25 protein-coding genes are annotated in these 23,947 nt (G+C 36.8%); 6 read left to right on the top strand and 19 right to left on the bottom strand.

Translation table 11 applies throughout. The features are described 5' to 3' along the window. Nucleotides 1-47: 47 nt before the first annotated feature. The 8 genes from scpA to GQR60_RS13865 all read right to left on the bottom strand — a co-directional run bounded on the left by scpA (nucleotide 48) and on the right by GQR60_RS13865 (nucleotide 9,207). Nucleotides 48-2,204, bottom strand: coding sequence for a methylmalonyl-CoA mutase (gene scpA / locus GQR60_RS13900; protein WP_124993518.1), 2,157 nt, complete (start codon nucleotides 2,202-2,204; stop codon nucleotides 48-50). Between the two features lie 142 nt (nucleotides 2,205-2,346). After that, nucleotides 2,347-4,212 carry a methylmalonyl-CoA mutase family protein gene (locus tag GQR60_RS13895; RefSeq protein ID WP_124993517.1) on the bottom strand — a complete coding sequence of 622 codons (1,866 nt, stop codon included), beginning with the start codon at nucleotides 4,210-4,212 and terminating at the stop codon, nucleotides 2,347-2,349. A 208-nt stretch (nucleotides 4,213-4,420) separates the two neighbouring features. Then, nucleotides 4,421-5,470, bottom strand: coding sequence for an endonuclease/exonuclease/phosphatase family protein (locus GQR60_RS13890; RefSeq protein WP_160463487.1), 1,050 nt, complete (start codon nucleotides 5,468-5,470; stop codon nucleotides 4,421-4,423). 51 nt (nucleotides 5,471-5,521) lie between these two features. Beyond that, nucleotides 5,522-6,922, bottom strand: a complete 1,401-nt coding sequence (gene fumC, locus GQR60_RS13885) for a class II fumarate hydratase (RefSeq protein WP_124993515.1) — start codon at nucleotides 6,920-6,922, stop codon at nucleotides 5,522-5,524. Nucleotides 6,923-6,964: 42 nt separating this feature from the next. Beyond that, nucleotides 6,965-7,306, bottom strand: coding sequence for an arsenate reductase (glutaredoxin) (gene arsC, locus GQR60_RS13880; RefSeq protein ID WP_101310007.1), 342 nt, complete (start codon nucleotides 7,304-7,306; stop codon nucleotides 6,965-6,967). A 502-nt stretch (nucleotides 7,307-7,808) separates the two neighbouring features. Further along, complete coding sequence (locus GQR60_RS13875; protein ID WP_124993514.1) at nucleotides 7,809-8,222, bottom strand: toxin-antitoxin system YwqK family antitoxin; 414 nt, start codon at nucleotides 8,220-8,222, stop codon at nucleotides 7,809-7,811. Nucleotides 8,223-8,275: 53 nt separating this feature from the next. Next, nucleotides 8,276-8,494: a hypothetical protein gene (locus tag GQR60_RS13870; protein ID WP_124993513.1), complete on the bottom strand. Its 219-nt coding sequence runs from the start codon at nucleotides 8,492-8,494 to the stop codon at nucleotides 8,276-8,278. A gap of 50 nt (nucleotides 8,495-8,544) precedes the next feature. Further along, nucleotides 8,545-9,207: a toxin-antitoxin system YwqK family antitoxin gene (locus GQR60_RS13865; protein ID WP_124993512.1), complete on the bottom strand. Its 663-nt coding sequence runs from the start codon at nucleotides 9,205-9,207 to the stop codon at nucleotides 8,545-8,547. Nucleotides 9,208-9,261: 54 nt separating this feature from the next. Here GQR60_RS13865 and GQR60_RS13860 point away from each other — a divergent pair, with 54 nt between their 5' ends. Then, on the top strand, nucleotides 9,262-9,468 hold the full coding sequence (locus GQR60_RS13860) for a hypothetical protein (RefSeq protein ID WP_124993511.1): 207 nt from the start codon (nucleotides 9,262-9,264) through the stop codon (nucleotides 9,466-9,468). Nucleotides 9,469-9,505: 37 nt separating this feature from the next. On the opposite strand, the gene prfB is transcribed toward GQR60_RS13860, so the two are convergent. Next, a protein-coding gene (prfB, locus tag GQR60_RS13855) for a peptide chain release factor 2 (protein WP_124993510.1) occupies nucleotides 9,506-10,604 on the bottom strand; the annotation gives its coding sequence in 2 pieces (ribosomal slippage) (nucleotides 9,506-10,540 and nucleotides 10,542-10,604; 1,098 coding nt in all). Between the two features lie 396 nt (nucleotides 10,605-11,000). On the opposite strand from prfB, the gene GQR60_RS13850 reads away from it, so the two are divergent. Continuing rightward, complete coding sequence (locus GQR60_RS13850) at nucleotides 11,001-11,519, top strand: outer membrane beta-barrel protein (RefSeq protein WP_124993509.1); 519 nt, start codon at nucleotides 11,001-11,003, stop codon at nucleotides 11,517-11,519. A 92-nt stretch (nucleotides 11,520-11,611) separates the two neighbouring features. Here the strand turns inward: GQR60_RS13850 and GQR60_RS13845 are convergent, their stop codons facing one another. From GQR60_RS13845 to prmC, 4 genes are all read right to left on the bottom strand, one after another. Beyond that, complete coding sequence (locus GQR60_RS13845; RefSeq protein ID WP_124993508.1) at nucleotides 11,612-12,211, bottom strand: hypothetical protein; 600 nt, start codon at nucleotides 12,209-12,211, stop codon at nucleotides 11,612-11,614. 155 nt (nucleotides 12,212-12,366) lie between these two features. Further along, nucleotides 12,367-13,776 (bottom strand): LPP20 family lipoprotein, encoded by a 1,410-nt coding sequence (locus tag GQR60_RS13840; RefSeq protein ID WP_124993507.1) that lies wholly within the window; start codon nucleotides 13,774-13,776, stop codon nucleotides 12,367-12,369. Nucleotides 13,777-13,850: 74 nt separating this feature from the next. After that, a complete protein-coding gene (locus GQR60_RS13835) occupies nucleotides 13,851-14,342 on the bottom strand; it encodes a regulatory protein RecX (RefSeq protein ID WP_160463486.1) in 492 nt (163 codons plus the stop codon). Beyond that, nucleotides 14,342-15,205: a peptide chain release factor N(5)-glutamine methyltransferase gene (gene prmC, locus GQR60_RS13830; RefSeq protein WP_124993505.1), complete on the bottom strand. Its 864-nt coding sequence runs from the start codon at nucleotides 15,203-15,205 to the stop codon at nucleotides 14,342-14,344. Before prmC ends, GQR60_RS13835 begins: the two co-directional genes overlap by 1 nt. A 164-nt stretch (nucleotides 15,206-15,369) precedes the next feature. On the opposite strand from prmC, the gene cls reads away from it, so the two are divergent. Continuing rightward, nucleotides 15,370-16,842, top strand: a complete 1,473-nt coding sequence (cls, locus tag GQR60_RS13825) for a cardiolipin synthase (protein WP_124993504.1) — start codon at nucleotides 15,370-15,372, stop codon at nucleotides 16,840-16,842. On the opposite strand, the gene GQR60_RS13820 is transcribed toward cls, so the two are convergent. The 3 genes from GQR60_RS13820 to GQR60_RS13810 all read right to left on the bottom strand — a co-directional run bounded on the left by GQR60_RS13820 (nucleotide 16,826) and on the right by GQR60_RS13810 (nucleotide 19,377). Further along, entirely contained in the window at nucleotides 16,826-17,659 is an 834-nt protein-coding gene (locus GQR60_RS13820; protein ID WP_124993503.1) for a carboxypeptidase-like regulatory domain-containing protein, read from the bottom strand. The two genes, cls and GQR60_RS13820, sit on opposite strands and share 17 nt — an antisense overlap. Before the next feature lie 21 nt (nucleotides 17,660-17,680). Further along, on the bottom strand, nucleotides 17,681-18,523 hold the full coding sequence (locus tag GQR60_RS13815) for a carboxypeptidase-like regulatory domain-containing protein (RefSeq protein ID WP_124993502.1): 843 nt from the start codon (nucleotides 18,521-18,523) through the stop codon (nucleotides 17,681-17,683). A 110-nt stretch (nucleotides 18,524-18,633) separates the two neighbouring features. After that, the gene (locus GQR60_RS13810; protein WP_124993501.1) at nucleotides 18,634-19,377 is read right to left on the bottom strand and encodes a uracil-DNA glycosylase; all 744 of its coding nucleotides are present in this window, start codon (nucleotides 19,375-19,377) and stop codon (nucleotides 18,634-18,636) included. A 275-nt stretch (nucleotides 19,378-19,652) separates the two neighbouring features. Between GQR60_RS13810 and GQR60_RS13805 the strand changes: the two genes are divergently transcribed. Beyond that, the gene (locus GQR60_RS13805) at nucleotides 19,653-20,471 is read left to right on the top strand and encodes a 2,3,4,5-tetrahydropyridine-2,6-dicarboxylate N-succinyltransferase (protein WP_101310021.1); all 819 of its coding nucleotides are present in this window, start codon (nucleotides 19,653-19,655) and stop codon (nucleotides 20,469-20,471) included. Nucleotides 20,472-20,563: 92 nt separating this feature from the next. Beyond that, nucleotides 20,564-21,127, top strand: a complete 564-nt coding sequence (locus GQR60_RS13800) for an L-threonylcarbamoyladenylate synthase (protein ID WP_101310022.1) — start codon at nucleotides 20,564-20,566, stop codon at nucleotides 21,125-21,127. A gap of 34 nt (nucleotides 21,128-21,161) precedes the next feature. On the opposite strand, the gene GQR60_RS13795 is transcribed toward GQR60_RS13800, so the two are convergent. Continuing rightward, nucleotides 21,162-21,881: a head GIN domain-containing protein gene (locus GQR60_RS13795; RefSeq protein ID WP_160463485.1), complete on the bottom strand. Its 720-nt coding sequence runs from the start codon at nucleotides 21,879-21,881 to the stop codon at nucleotides 21,162-21,164. Between the two features lie 238 nt (nucleotides 21,882-22,119). Between GQR60_RS13795 and GQR60_RS13790 the strand changes: the two genes are divergently transcribed. Then, a complete protein-coding gene (locus GQR60_RS13790) occupies nucleotides 22,120-22,542 on the top strand; it encodes an acyl-CoA thioesterase (RefSeq protein WP_124993499.1) in 423 nt (140 codons plus the stop codon). A gap of 74 nt (nucleotides 22,543-22,616) precedes the next feature. Here the strand turns inward: GQR60_RS13790 and rimM are convergent, their stop codons facing one another. Both rimM and GQR60_RS13780 read right to left on the bottom strand, forming a co-directional pair. Continuing rightward, on the bottom strand, nucleotides 22,617-23,159 hold the full coding sequence (gene rimM, locus GQR60_RS13785) for a ribosome maturation factor RimM (protein WP_160463484.1): 543 nt from the start codon (nucleotides 23,157-23,159) through the stop codon (nucleotides 22,617-22,619). A gap of 10 nt (nucleotides 23,160-23,169) precedes the next feature. Next, nucleotides 23,170-23,715, bottom strand: a complete 546-nt coding sequence (locus GQR60_RS13780) for a 30S ribosomal protein S16 (RefSeq protein WP_101310026.1) — start codon at nucleotides 23,713-23,715, stop codon at nucleotides 23,170-23,172. Between the last annotated feature and the right edge of the window lie 232 nt (nucleotides 23,716-23,947).

The following is a 23,947-nucleotide window of genomic DNA, read 5'->3' as shown; positions in this document are numbered from 1 at the left end:
AGACAGGAATATGATTCCTGTCTTTAAATATAATGATAATAAAAGAACTAGTCTTTGTATTGCTCAATTAGGATATCCAACATTTGGATAGCACATTTTGATACTTTGGTACCAGGACCAAATACACCAACCACACCAGCTTCGTATAAGAAATCGTAATCCTGAGCTGGAATAACACCACCTGCAGTAACCATGATATCTTCGCGGCCCAATTTTTTCAATTCCGCGATAACTGCAGGAACTAAAGTTTTGTGACCAGCAGCTAATGAAGAAACACCAACGATGTGTACATCATTTTCTACAGCTTGCTTCGCAGATTCTTCCGGAGTCTGGAACAAAGGTCCCATATCAACGTCGAATCCTATATCTGCAAAACCGGTAGCAACAACTTTACCACCACGGTCATGACCATCTTGTCCCATTTTTGCAATCATGATACGAGGACGGCGTCCTGTCATTTCTGCAAATTGATTTGCTTTTTCTTTCGCTATAGCGAAATCAGCATCTTGTCCTGATTCTGATGAATATACTCCTGACACGGTTCTAATTACAGCTTTATACCTACCACAAACTTTTTCACATGCATCTGAAATCTCACCAAGAGAAGCACGTAATTGTGCCGCTTTAACAGCAAGATCCAATAAGTTACCTTCACCTCCGTTTGCACAAGCGGTGATGGCTTCAAGAGCAGCTTGAACAGCTTTATCGTCACGGTTAGCACGAAGCTTAGCCAAACGTTCAATTTGAGCAATACGTACAGCAGTGTTATCTACTTCCAAAATATCCAATGGATCTTCTTTCTCCAAACGATATTTGTTGGTACCTACAATAGTTTGAGTGTTCGCATCAATTTTAGCTTGAGTACGTGCAGCAGCTTCTTCGATACGAAGTTTTGGAATACCGGATTCGATCGCTTTCGCCATTCCACCTAATTTCTCAACTTCTTCGATGTGAGACCAAGCCTTATTTACTAACTCTTGAGTTAATGACTCAACGTAGTAAGAACCAGCCCAAGGATCAACAGCTTTACAGATTGTAGTTTCATCCTGAATAAAGATCTGAGTATTACGGGCAATACGTGCAGAGAAATCTGTTGGCAATGCGATTGCCTCATCCAATGCATTGGTATGAAGAGATTGAGTGTGACCTAATGCAGCAGCCATTGCTTCGATACAAGTACGTCCAACATTGTTGAATGGATCTTGTTCGGTTAACGACCAACCTGAAGTTTGCGAGTGAGTACGCAATGCCATCGACTTAGGATTCTTAGGATTGAATTGTTTTACAATCTTAGACCATAGTAAACGACCAGCTCTCATTTTAGCAATCTCCATGAAGTGATTCATTCCGATCGCCCAGAAGAAAGACAAGCGAGGAGCGAATGTATCAACATCCATACCTGCAGCAACACCTTTTTTCAAGTACTCCAAACCATCAGCAAGAGTATAAGCCAACTCGATATCAGCGGTAGCACCTGCTTCCTGCATGTGGTATCCAGAGATAGAAATGGAGTTGAACTTAGGCATGAAATTCGAGGTAAATTCGAAAATATCAGCAATAATTTTCATTGAGAAATCTGGTGGGTAAATGTATGTGTTACGCACCATGAATTCTTTTAGGATATCGTTTTGGATAGTACCTGAAAGTTCTTCCAGTTTAGCACCTTGCTCTAAACCTGCAACAATGTAAAAAGCCAATACTGGAAGTACTGCTCCGTTCATTGTCATAGATACTGACATCTGATCCAATGGAATTTGATCGAAAAGGATCTCCATATCCAAAATAGAGTCGATAGCAACCCCTGCTTTACCCACATCACCAATCACACGTGGATGATCTGAATCATAACCACGGTGAGTAGCTAAATCGAATGCTACAGAAAGACCTTTCTGACCAGCAGCAAGGTTACGACGGTAGAATGCATTTGATTCTTCAGCAGTAGAGAAACCTGCGTACTGACGAACTGTCCATGGACGCAAAGGATACATCGCTGAATAAGGTCCACGTAGGAATGGAGGTAAACCTGAAACATAGTTAAGGTGCTCCATACCTTCTAAATCTTCCTTGTTAAAAGCTGTTTTAACAGGAATTTGTTCTGGTGTCATCCACGATTTTTCAATGCCGTTTTCTTTTTCCCACTCCTGAGAAGTAGCAGTTGATCTTGAAGATGACTTGATATTTATATCTTTAAAATTTGGCTTCATTTCTTTTTAGATTTTAGATACAAGATTTTATATATGAGATGATTTACACCTTAGATTTAGAATCCTGAATCAATTTTTAGTAATCTAATATTGATTTTTAATATTTTGTGAGATCTAAGATCTCACGTCTCATATCTCAAATCTATTTAATTCCTAACTTGGCTTGGTATTGTTTCAAAGTTTCAAGAACGTTCGACTTCACGTTAATAAAGTTCTCAACACCCTTAGCTTTTAGTTCATCAGCACATGCCGGAGCACCTGCAACAACGGTAACAGCTTTTCCTTTAAGAGCTTCGTAAACTTCAGGAACGATAGTTGCATACTCATCATCAGAGCTGCAAACAACAACAATCTTCGCGCCTTTTTCTGTTACGAATTTTACACCTTCTTCTACTGATTTAAAACCGTTGTGATCTTCAACATCAAATCCGGCACAAGCAAAGAAGTTACAAGCAAACTGAGCACGGGCTTTACGCATGTTTAAGTTTCCGATAGGGAACATCATCACTTTAGGACGACCATTTGTTTTGCTGTAAATATCTGTTTTGTTACGAAGAGTTTCGAAAGCCTGAGCACCACGATATGGTTTAAGAGTTTCGCAAACAGCATTCGCTGCAGTTTTATCTGCAGGAGCAAGAACAGCTTCAGGAAGAGCGTCCAATACTTCTCCAAAATTTGGGAATTGGTTGGTTCCTAAGAAATTCTCCTGGCGTGTAGCGATTTGGAAATCACGTTTCTGTGCAGTTGCTTTGATCGTAGATTGAACGAATCCTGCTTTGAAGGCTTCCAGGTATCCACCTTTGTCTTCAACAGTCAGGAATAGTTTCCAGGCTTCGTCAGCAATTGATTCAGTTAATGATTCAATATAGTATGAACCTGCAGCCGGATCAGCAATCTTAGCCAGGTGCGATTCTTCTTTTAATAATAATTGTTGGTTGCGGGCAATTCTCTCAGAGAAAACAGAAGATTCAGCAAATGCAGAATCGAAAGGTTTTACTGTAAATGAATCAAGACCACCCAAAACAGCCGACATTGATTCTGTTTGAGTACGCAGCATGTTCACATAAGGATCGTAAACAGTTTTGTTCCATTCTGAAGTTTCACCATGAACATTCATTTTGCAAACTTCTTCGTTTGAAGCACCAAATGCTTTCACGATGTTTGCCCATACCATACGTCCGGCTCTCAATTTGGCAATCTCCATAAAATATTTAGAGCTGGTTGCAAAGTTGAAACGGATTTTTGGAGCTACCTCATCAACTGAAAGACCTGCATCAATCATTTTGCCTAGATATTCAGCACCAGCAGCTAAAGAGAAACCTAATTCTTCAACAATTGAAGATCCTGAGTTGTTGAAAAGGCTTCCGCCTACTGCAACAACTTTATAGTTAGGAAGAGCTTTTGCTGCTTCGATAGCTTCTTTTAAATAATTAAAAGAACTTTCTTCTGACTGACAGAAGTTACCAACAGTACTGAATCCTGAAAGAATATCGATAGAAACCCCGCCATTTAATTTATCAAGAGCGATACCTTTTTCAGTTGCAATTGCCTGTAGGTTTTTAATTAATTCAACAGAACCGTGAGATTTTTCGAAGTTGATTTCAACACAATCCAGAAAAATACCATCCAACAAAGTTGCTAATTCATCTTTGCTTAGGTCTTTCCAATTCAATACGAATCCAATTGAGTCGATACCTTTGTTCAGAACATCAAGAGCTTTTTCGTTAGCTGCTTTTACATCTTCTACAATAATATCCTGACGAACCAACCAGTCGTTATTGTCTTTTTTATTACCACGAACATAAGGAAAATCTCCAGGATAGGTATTCATGAAGGCTTTGTCTTCCATGTTCTCCAGTCTGTAGAAAGGCTGCACATTGAATCCTTCATTAGTTCTCCAAACCAACTTTCTATCAAAGTCAGCACCTTTAAGATCTTTAGTGATTTTGTCAATCCACTCTTGTGTAGATTGAGGAGCAAAGTCACTAAAAAGTTTATTATCTGCCATAACTGTAACTGTTTAAAAATTAGAGCCTAAAAATAAGGCCTTTTTATCATTTAAGGAAGGTTTTAAAAATGTTCTTAATCATACTTTTAAAACACGTTCGAATTAGGAATTATTAATAAAATAGGATTTCCGGTCAAGTAAAAATGGAAAAAGCTGGAAGTAAATAATGAGTTAAGATCTTATGACTTACCCATTAATAATTTCTGACTCATAATTTATAATTCACAACAATAGGGGCATGATCAGATACTTGCATCCATTGTTGATGTGTATTTCCGCTATTTTGAACAAAGTGACCATTGGTAAACAAGTAATCTACCTTTCGGTTCCAGTACCCGTTTTTATCTGTCGTGTGCGAAAAATGTTTCGAATTGTTCTGTTTAAATTCTTCCAAAGGAATTGCCGCTTTATAACTTTCGTAAAAAGGCATCATCCATTCTGTTTCGGAGCTGTAATTATCCGCTTCAAAATCGCCGTCGGTGCATGCAGAATCGTCGAAATTGCTGGTTTGCTTACTAAACGGAGGAAGAGAGTTAAAATCGCCGCCTAAAATGAATGTTTGTCCTTTCAGGTTAATAGAATCGACGTAAGTCTTCAAAACTTTCAATTGTATTTTCTTGGTGTCATCTTTAGCATAGGCCGACAGATGAGTTGTTAAAAGTTTAATTTCTTCACCCTTGTGTTCCAGATTTATTTCCAGAATATTTCGTTTGAGATAAAAATAACGAACAATGAAATTTTGTGATTGAATAAGAGGCAGAGGAGTTCGTTTTGCGTTGGTAAATTTCCATTTGGATAAAATGGCATTGCCCGAATCCATTTTTCCGATGCCGTCGCTGGGGATGTACTTGGCTTTCCATTGTGAGGCGTAAGCGGCATAATTAAAATCGGTATTGTCAAGCAGATATTGAACCTGATCAACAAAAGCACTTCGTTTTGCATTCACATCGGCTTCCTGAATAAACAGGATATCGGGGTTTACTTCACGGATTTTTTCAGAAAGCACGTTCATGTTATCCAGCACTTCTGACTTTTCCATGATGACCCGGTCGCCATGACAATCGAAAAAGAAATCGATTCTTCCACCACCAAATTTAATGTTCCAGGTCATTACTTTTAAGGTATCCGGAAAGGCGAATTCTTGTTTTTCCAAGCTTTCGTATAAGGATACTTCGGTTCCGATTTCGGTTTGAAAAGGATCGCAGGCACTGGATATCAGGGATACTACGATCAAATATATTTTTCCTAAAAACTTCATCTTATTAGTGATTGTTGAAATTAGCATGGGGTGAAAAATTTCTTTTGTTAATTATTCTTTATCAGGGTGAATCATTTTGTTTGGATCCACCCACTTGTCAAATTCCTCATTGCTTACATAGCCAAGTTCAAGAGCAGCCTGGCGCAGACTTTTGTTTTCAGAATAGGCTTTTTTAGCAATTTCGGCTGATTTTTTATATCCTATATGAGTGTTTAGAGCGGTTACCAACATTAGCGAATTGTCTAAATGTTGTCTGATTCGTTCCTTGTTGGGGAGAATTCCTTCCACGCAGTTTTTGGCAAAGGAATTACAGGCATCGCCCAGCAATTGAGCCGATTGTAAAAAGTTGTAAATGATTACCGGTTTAAAAACATTTAGCTCGAAATGACCGCTTGATCCAGCAATGGTAATTGTTGTATCGTTACCCATTACCTGTGCACAAACCATGCTTAGTGCTTCCACCTGTGTGGGATTTACTTTTCCCGGCATGATTGAAGATCCGGGTTCGTTGGCAGGGAGAATGAGTTCACCAATTCCCGAACGCGGTCCTGATGCCATCAAGCGAATATCGTTGGCAATTTTCAGCAGCGAAACAGCAGCTTGTTTTAATGCACCATGCGATTCAACAATTGCATCGTGAGAGGCTATGGCCTCAAATTTATTTTTTGCTGATGTAAAAGGTAAATTGGTAAATTCAGAAATATAATCAGCCACTACTTCAGCATACATGTGCGGGGTATTGATGCCTGTGCCCACCGCAGAACCTCCAAGAGCAATTTCGCTTAAATGCTCCAGACTGTTTCGGATTGCCTTTGCTGCATGATCTAATTGTGAAACATATCCGGAAAACTCTTGTCCAAGACTTAATGGCGTTGCATCCATTAAGTGAGTTCTTCCTATTTTCACAACATCTTTCATTGCATGGGAATGGCGGGCCAAAGCATTTCTAAGATTTTCAATGGAAGGAATGGTGTGCTCCTGAAGTTTTTTAAGACCGGCAATATTCATTGCCGTTGGAAATGTATCATTGGATGATTGTGATTTGTTGACATCATCATTGGGGTGAACGAATGCACTTTCTGTTCCTATTTGTAAGTCCATAAGTACCTGAGCCCTATTGGAAATTACTTCGTTCACATTCATGTTGGTTTGTGTGCCGGATCCGGTTTGCCAAATAACCAAAGGAAAATGTTCATCGAGTTCGCCCCTGCAGATTTCATCACATACTCTTGAAATAATTTCCTTCTTATCAGCATTTAACACTCCCAACTGGTGATTTGTAAAGGCTGCCGCTTTTTTCAGATAAGCATAGGCTCTGATCAGCTCAATAGGCATAGAAGCTATGGGGCCTATCTGAAAATTCTCAAGAGAACGCTGCGTTTGCGCTCCCCAGTATTTGTCGGCAGGAACTTTAACTTCTCCCATTGTGTCGGACTCTATCCGGTATTTCATGATCTAAATTTGACTAATGAATCAGAAATCATAAGAAAGCAACTACAAAATCTCTTCTACATTTTCAGCAGGCACAGCGAATATTGCTTTGTGGTCTTTTACAACAATAGGGCGTTGAATCAGGTTTGGATATTCAATTAAGATTTTGATCCACTCATCGGCATTAAAATTTTTCCCTTTAAAATCGGTTTTGTATAATTTTTCGTGAGTGCGGATAATTTCCCAAGGTTGTTTAGCCATTCTCATCAATACATCAGCAAGTTCGGCTTCGGTAAACTCATCTTTTAGATACAAACGAATTTCAGGTTCCAAGCCTTTGTCTTGTAAATATTTTAAACCTGCTCTACTTTTGGAACAACGCGGATTGTGATAGATTTTCAACATTTTTATTTCTGATTTACTATTTAATAAGTGATACAAATATACGGCTTTACAGATAATGGAAAGACAGATTTGAAGATATTCACCTATTTATTGCAATCCCTGGCTTTAGATGACTGAAAATTTGAAACCGGCTTACTTCCTGTTGTCAGATTATTTGTAAGGGCACACAAACCCCCTTTTCGTAGTCTGAAAAATTATACTCGTCTGATCGGTTCGTACTTCCAGAATCCGGGAAATGCCGTTCGACTAAAAAGAAGGCTTTTCGGGTGCAGTAAAATGCCGTTCCACTCATCCGGTGAGCTTTTCATTTGGTAAAAAACAGCGTACGACCATTCAAATGTTATTTTCCAATTGTAGAAAACCCCCTTCGATCAACAGTACGGGCTTTTCTTGTACTGGAAATGTCCGTTTGACAAACCGGATGCACTTTTCTGCAGCAAGGGAAGGCCATTCTACTAAAAAAACATCAAACTATTTCGTGAACACTCTCCCATTTTACATTTTAGGGGTTTGTGTTATCTGTATTAATGACCTCTATAGGATATTCATCTTTTGTACGACCATTTTTAAACATGGCTTTTTGATTCACACTTCCATCTTCATTATAGGTAGTCCATTCTCCTTCTCTCACACCATTTTTGTAAGTCCCCTTTTCCTCTAGCTTTCCGTTTTTGGAGTACCAGTGCCATTCACCTTCTTGTTTGCCATCCTTATATGTTCCCTTTCTATTTGTGTTTCCATTCTCCCAATACCAGCTCTCTTGTCCTTCTTTTTTTCCGTTTTTATACTTCCCTTTGCCCCATAACTTTCCGCTTATAAAATAATCTTTCCATTTCCCCTCTTTCCTTCCATTTTCAAATCTTACTTTACTTGCTCTTTTACCGACTTTTTTAAGTTTTAAACGGGTTTTATACAATTCCCGGTTCCTGTACCAAATTTGCTCTCCTTGTTTTTTTCCGTCTTTATACTTTAGCTTGCAGAAGCTTCTATCCCAATTCGTGTATTCTGTCCACTTTCCTTTTTTTTTCCATTTTTATATGCTCCAGTGGCAGCTAGCTTTCCATCTTTGAAATATTCTTCCCATCTGCCTTCCTTTTCTCCCTCTTTATTAAGCCTGTTTTTCTGAGCAAAGAGATTTGCTTGTGAGAATAAAAAAAATGCCAATAAAAAAGTGATATATGTTTTCATTTTTTTTCTTAAAAAGTGTTTGTTGATGTTTCCTTTTTTATGCAATAAAATCAATCCAATACAGGATATTTATCTTTTGTACGGCCATTTTTAAAGATTGCTTTTTGGTCCACACTTCCATCTTTATTGTAGGTAGTCCATTCACCTTCTCTCACACCATTTTTATAATTCCCTTTTTCTTCTAAATCTCCATTTTCGAAGTAGAAAATCCATTCACCTTCTCTCACATCATTTTTATAAGTACACTTTTTCTTTAAATTTCTGTTTGCCCAATACGAGATCCATTCTCCTTGTTTTTCTCCGTTTTCATATACTCCTGTGGTTGATAATTTTCCATTATAATGGTAAGCTCTATATCTCCCCTCTTCCTTTCCATTTTTAAATCTTATTTTACCTGCTATTTTACCAACTTTTTTAAGTTTTAAACGGGTTTTAAAGAATTTCTGGTTTCTGTACCAAATTTCTTTTCCCTGTTTTTTTCCATTTTTATACCTTATTATCCGAAAGCTAATATTCCTATTCGTGTATTCTTCCCACTTCCCTACTTTTTTTCCATTTTTATATGCCCCAGTTCCAGCTAGTTTTCCATCCTTGAAATATTCTTCCCATCTGCCTTCCTTTTCTCTCTCTTTGTTCAGTCTGTTTTTCTGTGCAAAGAGATTTGCTTGTGAGCATAAAAAAAATGCCAATAAAAAAGTGATAAATGATTTCATTATGGAATATTCTTTACTAAGTTTAAATTATATAAATAGATACATATGTTTGAGATGGTGAAAAAGCTAATTAAAAATAGAAAATTTGAAATTATAGGAGGGCTGCTTGGTCTGCTGGGTGGATTCCTTTACTGGAAATATGTTGGTTGTGTTTCAGGTACTTGCCCCATTCAGGCCAATTGGTACACAATGGTGCCTTATGGTTTACTTTTTGGTGTGCTGATAGGAGGGATGTTTAAACCAAAAAATAAAAAAGAGTAGGGATCTTGCATGCAAGATCCCTACTACAGGATATCTTTTATTTTTTATCTTCCTCGCTGAATTCCATTAGGAATGCTTTGATGAATCCATCCAAACCGCCATCTAAAACGGCTTGAACATTGGAAGTTTCGTGGCCTGTTCTTACATCCTTAACCAGTTTGTAAGGTTGCATTACATAGGAACGAATTTGTGAACCCCATTCAATTTTCTTTTTCGAACCTTCAATTTTGTCCGTTTCCTCCTGACGTTTTCTTAGTTCCAATTCGTATAGCTGCGATTTCAGCAATCGAAGTGCATTTTCGCGGTTCCCAAATTGGGAGCGGGTTTCGGTATTTTCAATGATGATTCCGGTTGGAGCATGTCGTAACCGAACACCTGTTTCCACTTTATTTACATTTTGTCCGCCGGCACCACCCGAACGGAAAGTATCCCAACTGATATCAGCAGGATTGATTTCAATTTCGATGGTATCGTCAATGGCAGGATAAACATAGACCGATGCAAAAGTAGTCATTCGTTTGTTGGCTGCATTAAATGGAGAAAGACGAACCAAGCGGTGCACGCCATTTTCGGATTTTAAAAATCCGTAAGCAAAATCACCTTCAAATTCGAGAGTTGCCGATTTAATTCCGGCTTCGTCACCTTCCTGATATTCCAATGAACTTACCTTATAGCCATGAGCTTCGCCGTACCGTAAATACATTCGGTAGAGCATTTCGCACCAATCACAACTTTCAGTTCCACCGGCGCCCGAATTTATTTTTAGAATGGCTCCCAGTTTATCTTCTTCTTTTCGGAGCATATTTCTTAACTCAAGAGCTTCAATTAAGCTTTGTGCAGCTGCAAATTGCTCGTCTACCTCCTCCGGTGATGCTTCATCTTCCTTGGCGAAATCGAATAATATCTGAAGGTCGTCAATTGCTTCTTTTGCTTCATTGTAAGAATCTACCCAGGATTTAAGCCCTCTTACTTTTCGCATTTGAATTTCAGCCTCTTTTGCATTGTCCCAAAATCCGGGAGCCTGAGTTCTCAATTCTTCTTCCTGTATCTGAATTATTTTGGCATCAACGTCAAAGATACCTCCTTAACGCTTCCGTGCGCTCCGCTAAACTTTTTAGCTGGTCTGATGTGATCATTTTTGTAAATTATTAATTGAAGTGTAAAGGTAATAAACAAAGAGGAAGGAACAATTTGAAAAGAAGGTGTAATGTTGTTTTCAGAAAAAAGAAATAACACTTCGATGAATATTTTAAGATTCAGCTTTGCAAAAGGAAATCAGAATTGTTTTGGCATCAACATCAAAGATACCTCAGATCACTTTTTTTGCACTTCTGTGCTGTGTTCCGGTTAGTCTGAATATGATCGCGGAAAAGAAATGGGTTTGAATATGAGCTTGTTTCGTTTGTGTAGATATAGGTTTAGTATACAGGTAATAGGTGTTGATTTAAATTTGTTTGTTTATTGTGAAACAATTAAATTTCATATTGTCTTCGATATTCGGAGTAAGTAATTTTAAACCTAAAACTAAAATTATGGAAAAGAAAATTTTATTTCTAATTGCTGTTGCCGTTATGATTTTTGCAGGCCTTGAAGCAAGTGCACAGATGAAATTGGGCGGAAATTTGGTTCTTGGAACTAAACTTTCTATTGATGATGACGGAAGTGAGGCTGCGGCATTTGGTATTGGAGTTAAAGGATTGTATGAGTTGAATGAATCATTTTCAATTGCTCCAGGATTTACTTATTTCTTCCCAAGTTCTCCCTCTGGTATAGATCTTACTGAATATGTGTTGGATGTGGATGCACATTATAATTTTGTAAAGGAAGAGACTTTAAAAGTATATGCCATAGGAGGTTTAAATTATTCTTATATCGATGCGTCGGTAAATTTTGGCGAGTTCGGAACTTTTTCAGGTTCCGATTCAAAAGTTGGTTTGAATTTAGGTATCGGAGCTAGAACGGGTGGTGATGTTCAGTTTTTTGGTGATTTTAAATACAACACAGCTTATGAGAATGTTAACCTGGCTGTTGGTGTACTTTTTAATATTTAGATTATAGTATTTTTTTGATTTTAAAATGGCCATTTCTTATGAAAGGAATGGCCATTTTTTCAGCTTATATTAGAATATTGTTTTTTTTTTGCTTAGAATCCTCTTTGCTGAGCTTCCAGTTTTTGCATCTCGGTATTAAAAGTTTCTTTGAATTTTTCGTAATCGTAATCAACTTTTAACTTGTCATCCTGCGATAATTTTTGGTTGATTGCTTCCTCCAAATCTTTTGAGCTCATCTCCAGGGCAATGTATGTTTTGTATTTGTTTTCACCGGTTTTAGTTTGCTTCTCGCAAATTACTTTGATGTTGTTCAATTGTTGGTTAATCACCTCGCGGGTTAAACCTTCAAAACGTTCTTCAACTTGTTCAACATTATTTAATTCAGTTGAGTTCACGTAGTTGTCAATAGTTCCTTTAATTGTAGACTGAATTAGTGTCGCCAGTTCGGCACGTGCATTGGTGCCGGCTTTCTTTTTAGACACCATCTGATCTAAACTTTCGCCAATAGCAGAAGCTCTAAAATTGTTTTTATCACTTTGGTAATCTGGTCCGGTGCAATAAACTTCAATCAATTCTTCGCCTTGTGCTTTAGTACTAACTGCTTTTTCAGCCGATCCGCAAGAACTCATTCCTGCAATCAGTAAAATTCCTAATCCAAGGAACAAGCTTTTGTGTAATTTTCTTGTTTTCATATTTTCCTGCTTTAGATTTTAGAAATGAGATGGGAGAAGCGAGATGATTTTTATTGTTGAAAAATGCTTCTCTTTTGAAAATCTCAATATCTATCTTTTAAATTATTTTACTATTTAATTTATTTCAATGGAGATGTGATCTCTCAAATCTATTCTTATAAATCAAGTTGATTTAGTTTAGGAACAATCGTGTTGTTTATTTCATCAACAGCTTGTTCGTAAGCTTCTTTCACTGCGTAATCGTAGCTAATGGGTTTCATGCCTTTTACTTCGTATATGGCATCGTTAAAAATTTCCATGCCTGTTTTAACATCGGTAAGCGAGAAAAAACAATCCAGATATACGATGTAAACTTTGTAGTTGCGGCCTTCTTTAATTTCACCTTTTGTTACATTGGTATTGATATCAAGAATAACTTTGGCCTGATCTTTATTATTTGTAAATGAGAAGAAATTTTCAGATAATTCTTTCTTTAAATTGTTCTCTAAAATTCCTCGTTTAGAATCTTCTCCAAATATTTTTTCGCTAAAATTTAGGTAAGCCTTTAGTCGCTCTACATTTAAAATGATTTTACTTTTTGGTGCTGATTCTTCAGTGAAGAAGAGTTTGTTTAATTCGTAATTTTCGTTGCTTTCATCCAAAATTGATGAAAGATCAAGAGAAACAGTAATTTCCTGTAGTTTTTGGCGCGACGTAACTTTTGATAATACAGAAGATGCATAACCAAACTGGTCTGTCGATACGTTTCCATTCAAAATGCCTTCTCCTTTTGTGAATTTAAGTTTCAGGGGCAATTGAGAAATCAATTTTTCACCTTCATCGGCCAGCCAAACAGCTTTTACCAGAATTGGTTCCTTTTGTGAAGTTGATATTTCGAGTTGAATGGCCTTTTTTGCCGGAGTGAGTTGTGTTCTGGTAAAAATGTTTTGGATGGAATTGTAAATATCTGTTCCTAAATTGATAGTTCCATCCAATGTCATTACGCTAAGATCTTCATCCAGATGATTTTTTATTGCATCCAGAGATTTGGCATAGTAATTTAATGCTTGAAAAAGGTCGAGTTGGTTCTCGTATTGTTTTCCTTCTTCAAAATAGCTTTGCGACAGCTTTTTTGCTTTGTTCAGTTTCACTCTTTTTAGCAGAGCATACTGATTTTTTGACAATTGATAGTAAACCCAATATTCTCCTTCTTTTTTATTATCCCAGGAAGCAACCATTTCGTATCCTTCCAAATCCTGAACAAGAGATGTTTTGATATCTGCTTCAAACTCTTCTTTAAAACTCGTGTTGTTTTCGAATTGATGCAGAACAGAATTGGAGGAAATAGAGATGGAAATTTCGGAACATAAATCCTGTAAAGCCTGATTTCTGGCCAATTGCATATAGCTTGTTTCATTGGCATTTTTTTTAACCACAGCTATGCCGATATAATATTCTGATGAAATTGGACGCTCTTTTACCCATTCCGGAGGTCTGCGTTTAGCTGCTGTCGTATTTGGCGAACAGCTCACTATAAATGTAAGAATAATGGAAAAGTGCAATAAGGTGCGTAAAGATTTAATCATTTTTATGATTTTGAATTTTTGTGGTTTAAAGATAATAATTGTAAACAATAAGGATGCCAAAGTTAATTTAAAATTTAGTCCTTTTTCGAAATTAATTTATCAATTATCTGAAGAGAAAGCTGAGATTCAAAACCTCTTCCTTGTGCAAATCGGAATAATTTGGCTTTTAGTTGATAGGGATCTTCTTCCCGGATGGATTTTATTTTACCGGATAATATGTCTTGAAGATTTTGAGTGTATTCTCTTTCATCCAATTGATCTATTGCATCAGAGATAATGTATTCCGGAATTTGTTTTTGTTTCAGATGATGAGTGATCTTGATTCGTCCCCATCGGTTAAAACGGAATTTATCGCGAACGTAAAAATTGGTGTAACGTTCATCATTAAGGAATTTCTCGTCAATTAATGTTTGAATAATCTGATCCTGATCGGCAGATGAAATTTCCCATTCGCAAAGCTTTTTACGAATATCAAAGCAGCATTTTTCTTGTCTGCTGCAAATAAACATGACTTTTGATAAAGCAGATTCGGCACTGACTTCCCTTTTCTTCCTTTTGTAATCCATCATTGCGGTTTTATAGCTGATATCATTCTGTTTTTTCCGTTGATGTCTGATCTTAGACGTATGCTGTTGAATCCTTTTTGTTCCAAAAGTTCCACCATTTCGTTTCCCAAACTTTCGTTGATTTCAAAATAAAGTTTCCCGCCTTTTTTTAAATGCAGAAGAGCCATTTCAGAGATGGTTCTGTAAAAAATTAAAGGATCGTGATCTGTTACAAATAGTGCTGTATGAGGCTCATAATCCAGAACATTTTTCTCCATTTTACTTTTTTCTGCTTCGGTAACGTAGGGAGGATTGCTCACGATGATATCAAAATTGTCCCAATCAACATTCTTCCAGTTTAGAATGTCGCGATGAAAAAAATGAACATCAACCTGGTTGAGTTTGGCATTTTCTTTGGCCTTCTCAATTGCCTCTGCCGAAATATCAGCAGATGAAACGTGAGCATTTTTTAAATTTTTTGCCAGTGAAATGGGAATGCAGCCACTGCCGGTTCCAATATCTAAAATGTGTAAGCCTTCTTGCCTGTTTTCATTGATAATTGCATGAACCAGCTCCTCAGTTTCTGGTCTGGGAATTAGGGTGTGCTTATTTACTTTAAAAGTAAGATCGTAAAATTCAGTTTCACCTAAAATATACTGAATTGGTTTATTGGTTTTAAGTTCGTGTGTATAGGCAGCAATTTGTTTAAAATCATCATCGCTAATATTTTCCGATCTATTCAACTGAATTTGAGATTTTGAATTGTTTAGAACGTACTCTAGAAGAATGTATGCCATACTTTCTGTTTCTCGGGCATGATATAACTCCGCGAGTTCTTTTTTTATGTAATTTATTGTAGATTGTATTGTGTTTGATGGAGTCATCTGACGTAAGAATATTGGTTCAAAATAGAATCATTTAAATGTAGAGGAATTGAAAATTAGTAATTGATTACTTAAAATAGTAAATCACTGTCTTATTTCTCACATCTAATATCTCAAAACTATTAAATTAACAAAGATACAAATCTTCTGAAGTAGTCGGATATATGCTGTTAACAATTAATTGGTCTGAATTCTGGATGCATTTTTTCGAAGTGTTGGCTGTTTTATATGTCATCACCATTATCTCTACGGTAATTATTGTAATTCTTGAAAACAGAAGTCCTCTAAAAACCATTTCCTGGATTCTCGTTTTAGTTTCTTTGCCAGTTTTTGGTTTGATTTCCTATTTGGTTTTTGGACAAAGTTTTCGGAAGCGAAAAATGTTCAACATGAAAGAGTTGGGCGATATGAAGTGGCTGCAGGTAATGAGTCAGGATCAAAAACTTCATTTGGATAAAAGCCGTTGGTTGAAGGATGAGCGGATTCATGAAAAAAAGAATTTGATGACCTTGCTTTTGAACAACTCAAAGGCATTGCTTACCGGTTACAACAGGGTAAAAATTCTGAACGATGGTGAGGAAACATTTCCATCTATTTTCAAAGCTCTACGGAAAGCAAAAGATCACATTCATTTGGAGTATTATATTATCGAAGATGGAGAGTTGGCATCGGAATTACTCGAAATATTGATGCAAAAAGCAAGAGAAGGGGTTGAGGTTCGTGTGATTTACGATGATGTTGGAAGTTGGAAATTAAGTAAGGAATATGTGAAATTATTACAAGATGCAGGTGTGAAGATACACGCTTTTCTGCCTGTTCGTTTCCCTATTTTAACCAGTCGGGTGAATTACCGAAACCACCGAAAAATTATTGTGATTGATGGCAAAGCCGCCTTTGTAGGAGGATTGAATTTTGCTGATCGTTATCTTCATGGTCTGCCTGAAATTGGCTCATGGCGCGATACTCACTTAAAAATTACGGGCGAGGCAGCCAGCAGTTTGCAAATTGTATTTTTAATCGATTGGTATTTTGTTCGGCAGGAAGTTTTGCTCGACGAAAAATATCTTCCTTACAAGAAAGTGAAGCAAAAGTGTTTGTTACAAATTACCGCGTCCGGAGCTGATTCTGACTGGGCAAGTATCATGCAGGCGTATTTCTCGGCCATTACTTCGGCAAGAAGAAATGTGTACATTTCATCGCCATATTTTATGCCTAACAGCAGTATTTTAATGGCACTTAAAACATCGGCCATGAGTGGGGTTGATGTGCGTGTTTTACTTCCCAAAAAATCAGATTCATTCATGACCTATTGGGGAACACTTTCCTATATTGAAGAATTATTGGAAGCAGGTGTGCGAATCTATTTTTACAAAGGAGGATTTAATCACAGCAAAATAATGATGGTGGATGGAATTATGGCAACGGTAGGAACAGCAAATATGGATGTAAGGAGCTTTGAACAAAATTTTGAAGTAAATGCCTTGATTTACGATGAGGACATAACTTTGGAACTCAGAACACGTTTTTTAGCTGATTTGGAAGACAGCGAAGAATTGCATTTACAGGAATGGCAGAATCGATCCAAAGGTCAAAGAGTGAAAGAATCAATGGCCCGGTTATTTACTCCTCTTTTGTAGTTTCTTCCTGATATCTTTTAAATAAAAACAGGATTTGTTTCATCACGTAGTACTCTGAAGAATTTGGAGTTACTTTAATTTCCGAACCTGCATATTCCATAAATTTCAGTAATTCTTCCCCCTCTAAACCTGTTGCATCGGCCACTATCTTAGCATTGTATTTCGAACTGATCTTTTTTGTCTTGCCCTCGTTTCTTATTATTTTGGATAATTGCTTTTTTGATTTTTCTGATTTGCTCAATTTGCTGTACAAAAAATCTGTGGGCGCAAAAATTGCACCTAAAACGCCCATTTTACCATCTCTTTTAGGGCGGTATTGAGCAGGCACAATGTTTGGTTTTTTCGTATTGTAGGGAGCCAATTGTTTCATAATGCTTTTATTAATTGGATCCTTTTCTTCCAGTTTGGTTTTGATGAAATCTTCCTTAAACTCATCCCAGGTTCCCAATGCATAAATATCCACTTCATCTAATAAGTAGGAAATGTCTTCCAATTTAATTTGAAAAAATGGAGGAAAATCGGCATTAAAAATGAATGGAACCGCCCAATCAATTGCTTTGTACCCTAAAGCACTAATTCGAAGTGTATCGTACTGCTGAATTTGCAGATGAAAAACGCCAAGACTATCGCAAATAATTCCTTTGCGTGTTCTTTTTATACTAACCGTTGCCAATGGAATCGGAGTTAAACTTTCCGAATGGAGAATTTGTCCGGAAATACTGATAATGGAATCTCTTTTAGAGTTTTCCGAAAAAGAGCAGTAACGGGAGCTAAGAACTAGAATTAATGAAATGTACAATACCCTTTTTAATTTCATGAGAAGAGTTTAATTCATTGTTTAAGGGCGCAGATGGTTTCTTATGGTACCTAAAGAATCAGTAAAGCTCAGATCGTTCTCAAACTGTGGTTTTTCCTGTAAAAAATCTGTGTAAAGTTGTTGAATTCTTACTCCTATATACATTTCACTGGTTTGATATGTGAAATTCTGCTTCGAATTAATATACTGCATTAACTGATCTAATCTAAAACCGGATTCGTGAGTTAATTCAGCAATTACCTCTTTGTTGTATTTTTGCTGAAGAATCCGAAGTTGCCAATCAGTCATTTCTACAATTCCTTTTCGAGCTCTTCTTTTCTGTCCAATAGATTTTATTGCACTAATTCCATCGAGTAGATTGAATCCAAGACCCTTTCTGCTCAATGCATTGGCTTCCGCCTGTGCAAGTTTCAAGTTTCCAAAATCAAAGGATGCAGCTATATTTTCTTCTTCGGGGGCATCGGTCTTAATAAAATTTTCTTTAAACTGGTTCCAGGTTCCCAATGAATAAATGCTTACTTCGTTAAGCAGAATACTTCCCTGTTCCATGAATATTTCTTGAAAAACTTCCTCTTCTTCAGCTTGCGGAGGTGTAATACTCACAGATTGTTCTTTAAATCCGAGAGCAGATATTCTTAAATTTTGATCGGGATGAATTCGTAAGCGGAAAAAACCGGCGCTGTCACATACAATTCCCCAATTGGTTCCTTGAAGATTTACGTTAGCAAAGGAAACTCCTTCCAGATTTTCAGTATTTATTACCTTTCCGGATACAATAAAACTATCATCATTCATTTCTTCCTGAGCAAAGACTCCAAAGGCAAAAAATAATGTGAGAAATAAGGTCAGTAAACTTGTTTTCAATTGGGTCGGTTTTTTTATTTAACGCTAAAGATAGGTTTCAATCTTAATGAATACTGTAATTGTTACATTTTTTAACAGACTTTAACCCAAATTAATATTGTGATAACGATCTATCTGCCTGTCCAGTTGACGAGTTGGCTGGTTTTTTGAAACGGATTTATATGACCATAAAGAATATCATTTTCACGTTGATAACACATCATTGGATGAGTGGTCTCTATTTTGTTGGAAATTTCAATGTTTTTTACCACTTGGTGAGCGTTGTTACCCCATAAGAACCAAACCATCTCAGGATTTGCTGCGGCAATAAATTGCAGTAATTTTTGAGTAAACGGAGCCCAAAGTTTGGTGTGCGAATTTGGTTTGCCTATTTCGCAGGTAAAGGCAGTATTTAGCAAGAGTACATTTTCGTGTTCCGACCAATATTTAAACAGTTGATTGGGGGGGAGTATCTTAAAATCACTATCCATCACCAATTGGTCACCTTCGTTAAGCAGACTCTTAATTTCGGAATATTTACGTTCCTCATTTGTTGCAGCCTTGTAAATGCAGCGCAGAATATTTTTTAACGATACATTACGAAATTTATCATGCCACGAGTTTAATCCATTCACTTCAAAAGCTCTTCCGGTAGCAACTCCTGCTTGAGGATAAGGATCCTGTCCTAAAATTACAACCGGTATTTTATTCAAATCCATTTCTAAAAATCGCAGCGTTAGATTTGACTTTGGAGTGGATTTTTCAATGTGAATTGATTTTTCGATGTCCTTAATCAAGCAAATAATTTCTTCTGATAGAAAAGTAGTCCAGCTTTGGTGTATTGACAGTTGAGAAAGGAAAGTAGATTTATGCATTTTGACAATTGTTTTTGTAGTCTCAAAAATAGTAAATGCAATTATTAATTAATAATAATAAGTTAAGAATTGTATCAACAGGAATATTGGCTGTTTTTCAGGTACCTGCGTAAATTTAGATCTTATTTTGATTCATTTTTGGAACAGTCAATTTTACAATTGGTTAGACTGTTTTACTTTTCGACTTTTTAGACACTTGCAGACCTTTCTACTTTTGTTCTTTTTGACTAGTTTTGTTACCTACATTAACCAAAATAGATAAGATACAACTGATTATGTACCAGAAATTGAGAGAAAGCATTGAAGCTGCATGGGATGACCGGTCACTTTTGAGTACTCCTGCAGTACAAAAAAACATAGAAGAAGTAATTGAATTGTTGGACAAAGGAGTTCTTCGCACTGCAGAACCACTGGCAGATGGATGGCAAGTAAATGAATGGGTGAAAAAAGCCGTAATTCTTTATTTTCCGATTCGTAAAATGGAAACTATTGAAGTCGGTCCATTTGAATTCCATGATAAAATGGCATTGAAAACCAACTATGCTGAATTGGGAGTTAGGGTTGTACCTCATGCAGTGGCACGATACGGAGCCTTTATCGCCAGAGATGTGGTAATGATGCCATCATACGTGAATATTGGTGCATATGTGGGCGAAGGAACCATGGTCGACACATGGGCAACAGTAGGATCTTGTGCTCAGATTGGAAAACATGTTCACCTTAGCGGCGGTGTTGGTATTGGCGGTGTTTTAGAGCCGATTCAAGCCGCTCCGGTAATCATCGAAGACAATTGTTTTATTGGCTCCCGCTGCATTGTTGTTGAAGGAGTCCATTTAGAAAAAGAAGTTGTTTTGGGAGCTAATGTAGTGCTTACCGGATCAACAAGAATTATAGATGTAACAGGCGAAGAACCAGTTGAGTACAGCGGATTCATCCCGGCTCGTTCGGTAGTGATTCCAGGAACAAGAACCAAGAAGTTTCCTGCAGGGGATTATCAGGTTCCTTGTGCTTTAATCATCGGAAAAAGAAAACCATCAACAGATTTAAAGACTTCGCTGAACGATGCATTGCGTGAATACAATGTAGCGGTATAGTTTGGGTAATAATTAAAGTAATAATGAGTAATCAATGAAAATTGATTACTCATTTGTTTCTAATGATTTGAAAGAATACTAACAAATTAGAAATGCACAACGACATTAAAAAAGCTTTGGAAGTACTTCACGCTGGTGGAGTTATTCTATATCCTACCGATACTATCTGGGGAATAGGCTGCGATGCAACAAATCCTGAAGCGGTAAAAAGAGTTTATGAAATTAAGAATAGGGAAGATTCCAAAGCCATGCTGGTTTTAATGGAGAATCCTAATCGCCTGAATTCATATGTTGATGAGGTTCCGGAAATTGCCTGGGATTTAATTGATACGAATGATCAGCCGATGACTCTGATTTATCCCGGGGCTAAAAATCTGGCGCCAAATCTGATTAATTCAGATGGAACCATTGGTATTCGAATTACCAATGAAGAGTTTACGCAAAATTTGATTCAACGATTTAAGAAACCCATTGTTTCTACTTCAGCAAATAGAAGTGGAGACGTTTCACCTGCCAACTTTTACGAGATTGGTGATGAAATAAAAGAAGCGGTAGATTATATTGTGGAATACCGGCAAGAGGATATGGAAAAATGCAAAGCTTCCAGTATCATTAAAATTGGATTGGGAGGCGAGATTCAAATTATAAGACCGTAGGGATACAGTGTTCTGTTTCCCTACGGATTATTTTTTACATTCCAATTGACTTTATGTGACCCGAACCTGCAGATTTTGAATCCACGTAATCCGGTTTTCCGCGGTAGTAAATGTCACCGCTGCCAGCTACTCTTGCCGTCAGTTTTTTTGTGGCATATACCTTACAATCTCCCGATCCTGATACATGCACATCAACATTTTCAGATTTCAAATAGCCTGCATCAACATCACCCGAACCACTAATGTGAATTTCAAGTTCTTGTAACCCATCACCTTTTAGATTAATATCTCCCGATCCGGAAATATGACATTCAACATTTTCGGCAGATAAATCTTCAATAAAAATATTGCCGCTGCCGCTGATTGCATATTTTGCATTGGTAGTTTCTATTGGGCTTTTGGCGACAATATTACCCGATCCGGAAATGCTTAAATTTTTTATTTGCGAGGAAGAAATATACACTTCAATATTTTTGAATGAATTGTTCCAGCCCCAGCTTTTATTTTTTTTGCGCTTAATTTTCAGAGTTCCATTTTCAACTTCAGTAATAATTTCTTCTAAATCATCAGCATCGCCTTTCATTTTTACTGAAGTAGAATTTTCCTGAGTGATAAATACCTTGGCATGAATGGCAAGACTAACTGATTCGAATGATCCAACATTCCGGGTTTCTGTTTTTTGGGCAAAGGCCAAACTACCACTCAAAACAAGAGCAAAAACGGCCAGCAGGGAAGTAATACGTTTTGTGTTCATATAAATTAGTTTTAGATAAAAAATCATGTTCTAATAAAGGACGAACAAGTCGGCGAAAAGTTGCACTAAAAAATATTTTAAAGCTTTAAATATTTGAGTAACTAAATTTAAAACATACAATTTTGCAGTGCATTAAGTATACTTAGGAACAGTAGTGCACCTTAAAAAAAATCATAAAATCTGCATCTCATTGATTCTTTTCACAATTTGTATATACATTCGCATAAAAATTAGCAAAATGGAATTCAAGCACAAAAAGAAAATACAAATCCGCTTTGGCGATATCGATTTAATAGGACATGCGAATAACGGAGTTCAGTTAAGCTACCTCGATTTGGCCCGAATGGATTATTTTCAGCAAGTATATGGGGAAGTAATTGATTGGAATGAATCTGCATTAATCGTAGCTCATTTGGAGATAGATTATTTGTCATCCATCACCCTGAGTGATAAAATTGAAGTGCAAACAAAAATTTTCCGGATTGGCAATAAAAGTGTAGGAATGTACCAGAATATTGTCGATTTAAAAACAGGCGAGATTAAAACCAAAACATCACAGGTAATGGTAGCCTACAGTCAAAAATTAGGAGAAAGCATAAAAGTTCCGGAAATCTTAAAGATTAGAATTCTTGAGTTCGAAGGAGAGCTGCTGATTAAATAATATACAGATAACAGCTTTTTATTTTGTAAGGTACAAGAAAATAAGTTTTGTAATGCAGCAGAACAGGAAGTGATTTATTCACTAAGATACATATCGATAAGTCCATCAGGAGTTTCCATGGTGATGGTTTTATTTTCCTCATTTATTTCAATGAAGTTTTCTTCGGCAAAAGGAATCAAAACTTCCTGGTTATTAACCGAAATAACAAGTACAATGTTGCCGGAGTAATCCTGAATATCTTCAATTTCTCCCAATTCACCTTTTTCCTCATCAATGTACAGGAAACCAATCAGCAAATTCGGATCAAGATCATCCGCTTCTTCAATAAATTCCGGAGCATCCTTCATGGGAATGTAAATATCACAGCCAATAAATCGCTGAGCCTTTGCTTCCGAATCCAGATCTTCTATAACAATACGAACTGTAGAGTGATTTCGGGGAGTAATTCCGTTTTTAGGAATAAAAAAAGGAACCAGTCCTCCGTCGATATCGACAAAAACTGATTCCAATTTATTTTTTTCAAGAAGGTTGCTGTTTTTCTTGGCAACTAATTCGCCTTTAACTCCATGAGTTTTAGTAAATGTTCCGGCAAGATAGCAATCTTCTATTTTAAGCATGCATTCAATATTAAGCTTCAGTTTCTTCCGAACCTTCTTCAGTTGCAGCCTCTTCGCTAGTTGCTCCAGCTTCTTCAGCTTTGGCAGCAGCTTCAGCATCAGCAGCTCTCTTAGCGATAGCTTCTGCTCTGTTTGCGCTAATTTTAGCTTCAGCTTCTAAACGAGCTTTCGATGCATCATCAGCATTTTTCGAAAGACCTTCTTTCTTAGCGTTGATTTTTGCTTCTTTCTCTTTTTTCCAAGCTTCGAATTTTACTTCAGCAGCAGCTTCATCAAAAGCTCCTTTTTTCACACCGGCAAGCAAGTGTCTTTTCATCATTACACCTTCGTAAGATAAAATTGCTCTTGCAGTGTCAGTAGGCTGAGCACCGTTTCCAAGCCAGTTAACAGCTTTGTCAAAATCCAAGTTAATTGTAGCAGGATTGGTGTTTGGATTGTAAGATCCAATACGCTCAATGTATTTACCATCACGTGGTGATCTGCTATCTGCTACCACAATGTGGTAGAATGCGTTTCTTTTACGACCGTGTCTAGCTAGTCTGATTTTTACTGGCATAACTTTATTTTAATAAATGAATAAGTTGTGGTATGCATACCACGATTTATAAGCGCGACAAAGATACTATTTTATTTTTGATTAAAATAACGCTTAAAAAGATTATTTCATAGTCTAATACTCATGTATATAAGAATGTAGCATACAAGCCCTTTACCATATTATACAGATGTTGGTAATTTAGAAAGAATAGTATGTCTATATTTACTAATTTTGTTTGGATGAATTCCTT

Source organism: Labilibaculum euxinicum, assembly GCF_009795715.1.
GTDB lineage: Bacteria > Bacteroidota > Bacteroidia > Bacteroidales > Marinifilaceae > Labilibaculum > Labilibaculum euxinus.
This window is presented reverse-complemented; position numbering and strand designations above follow the sequence as displayed.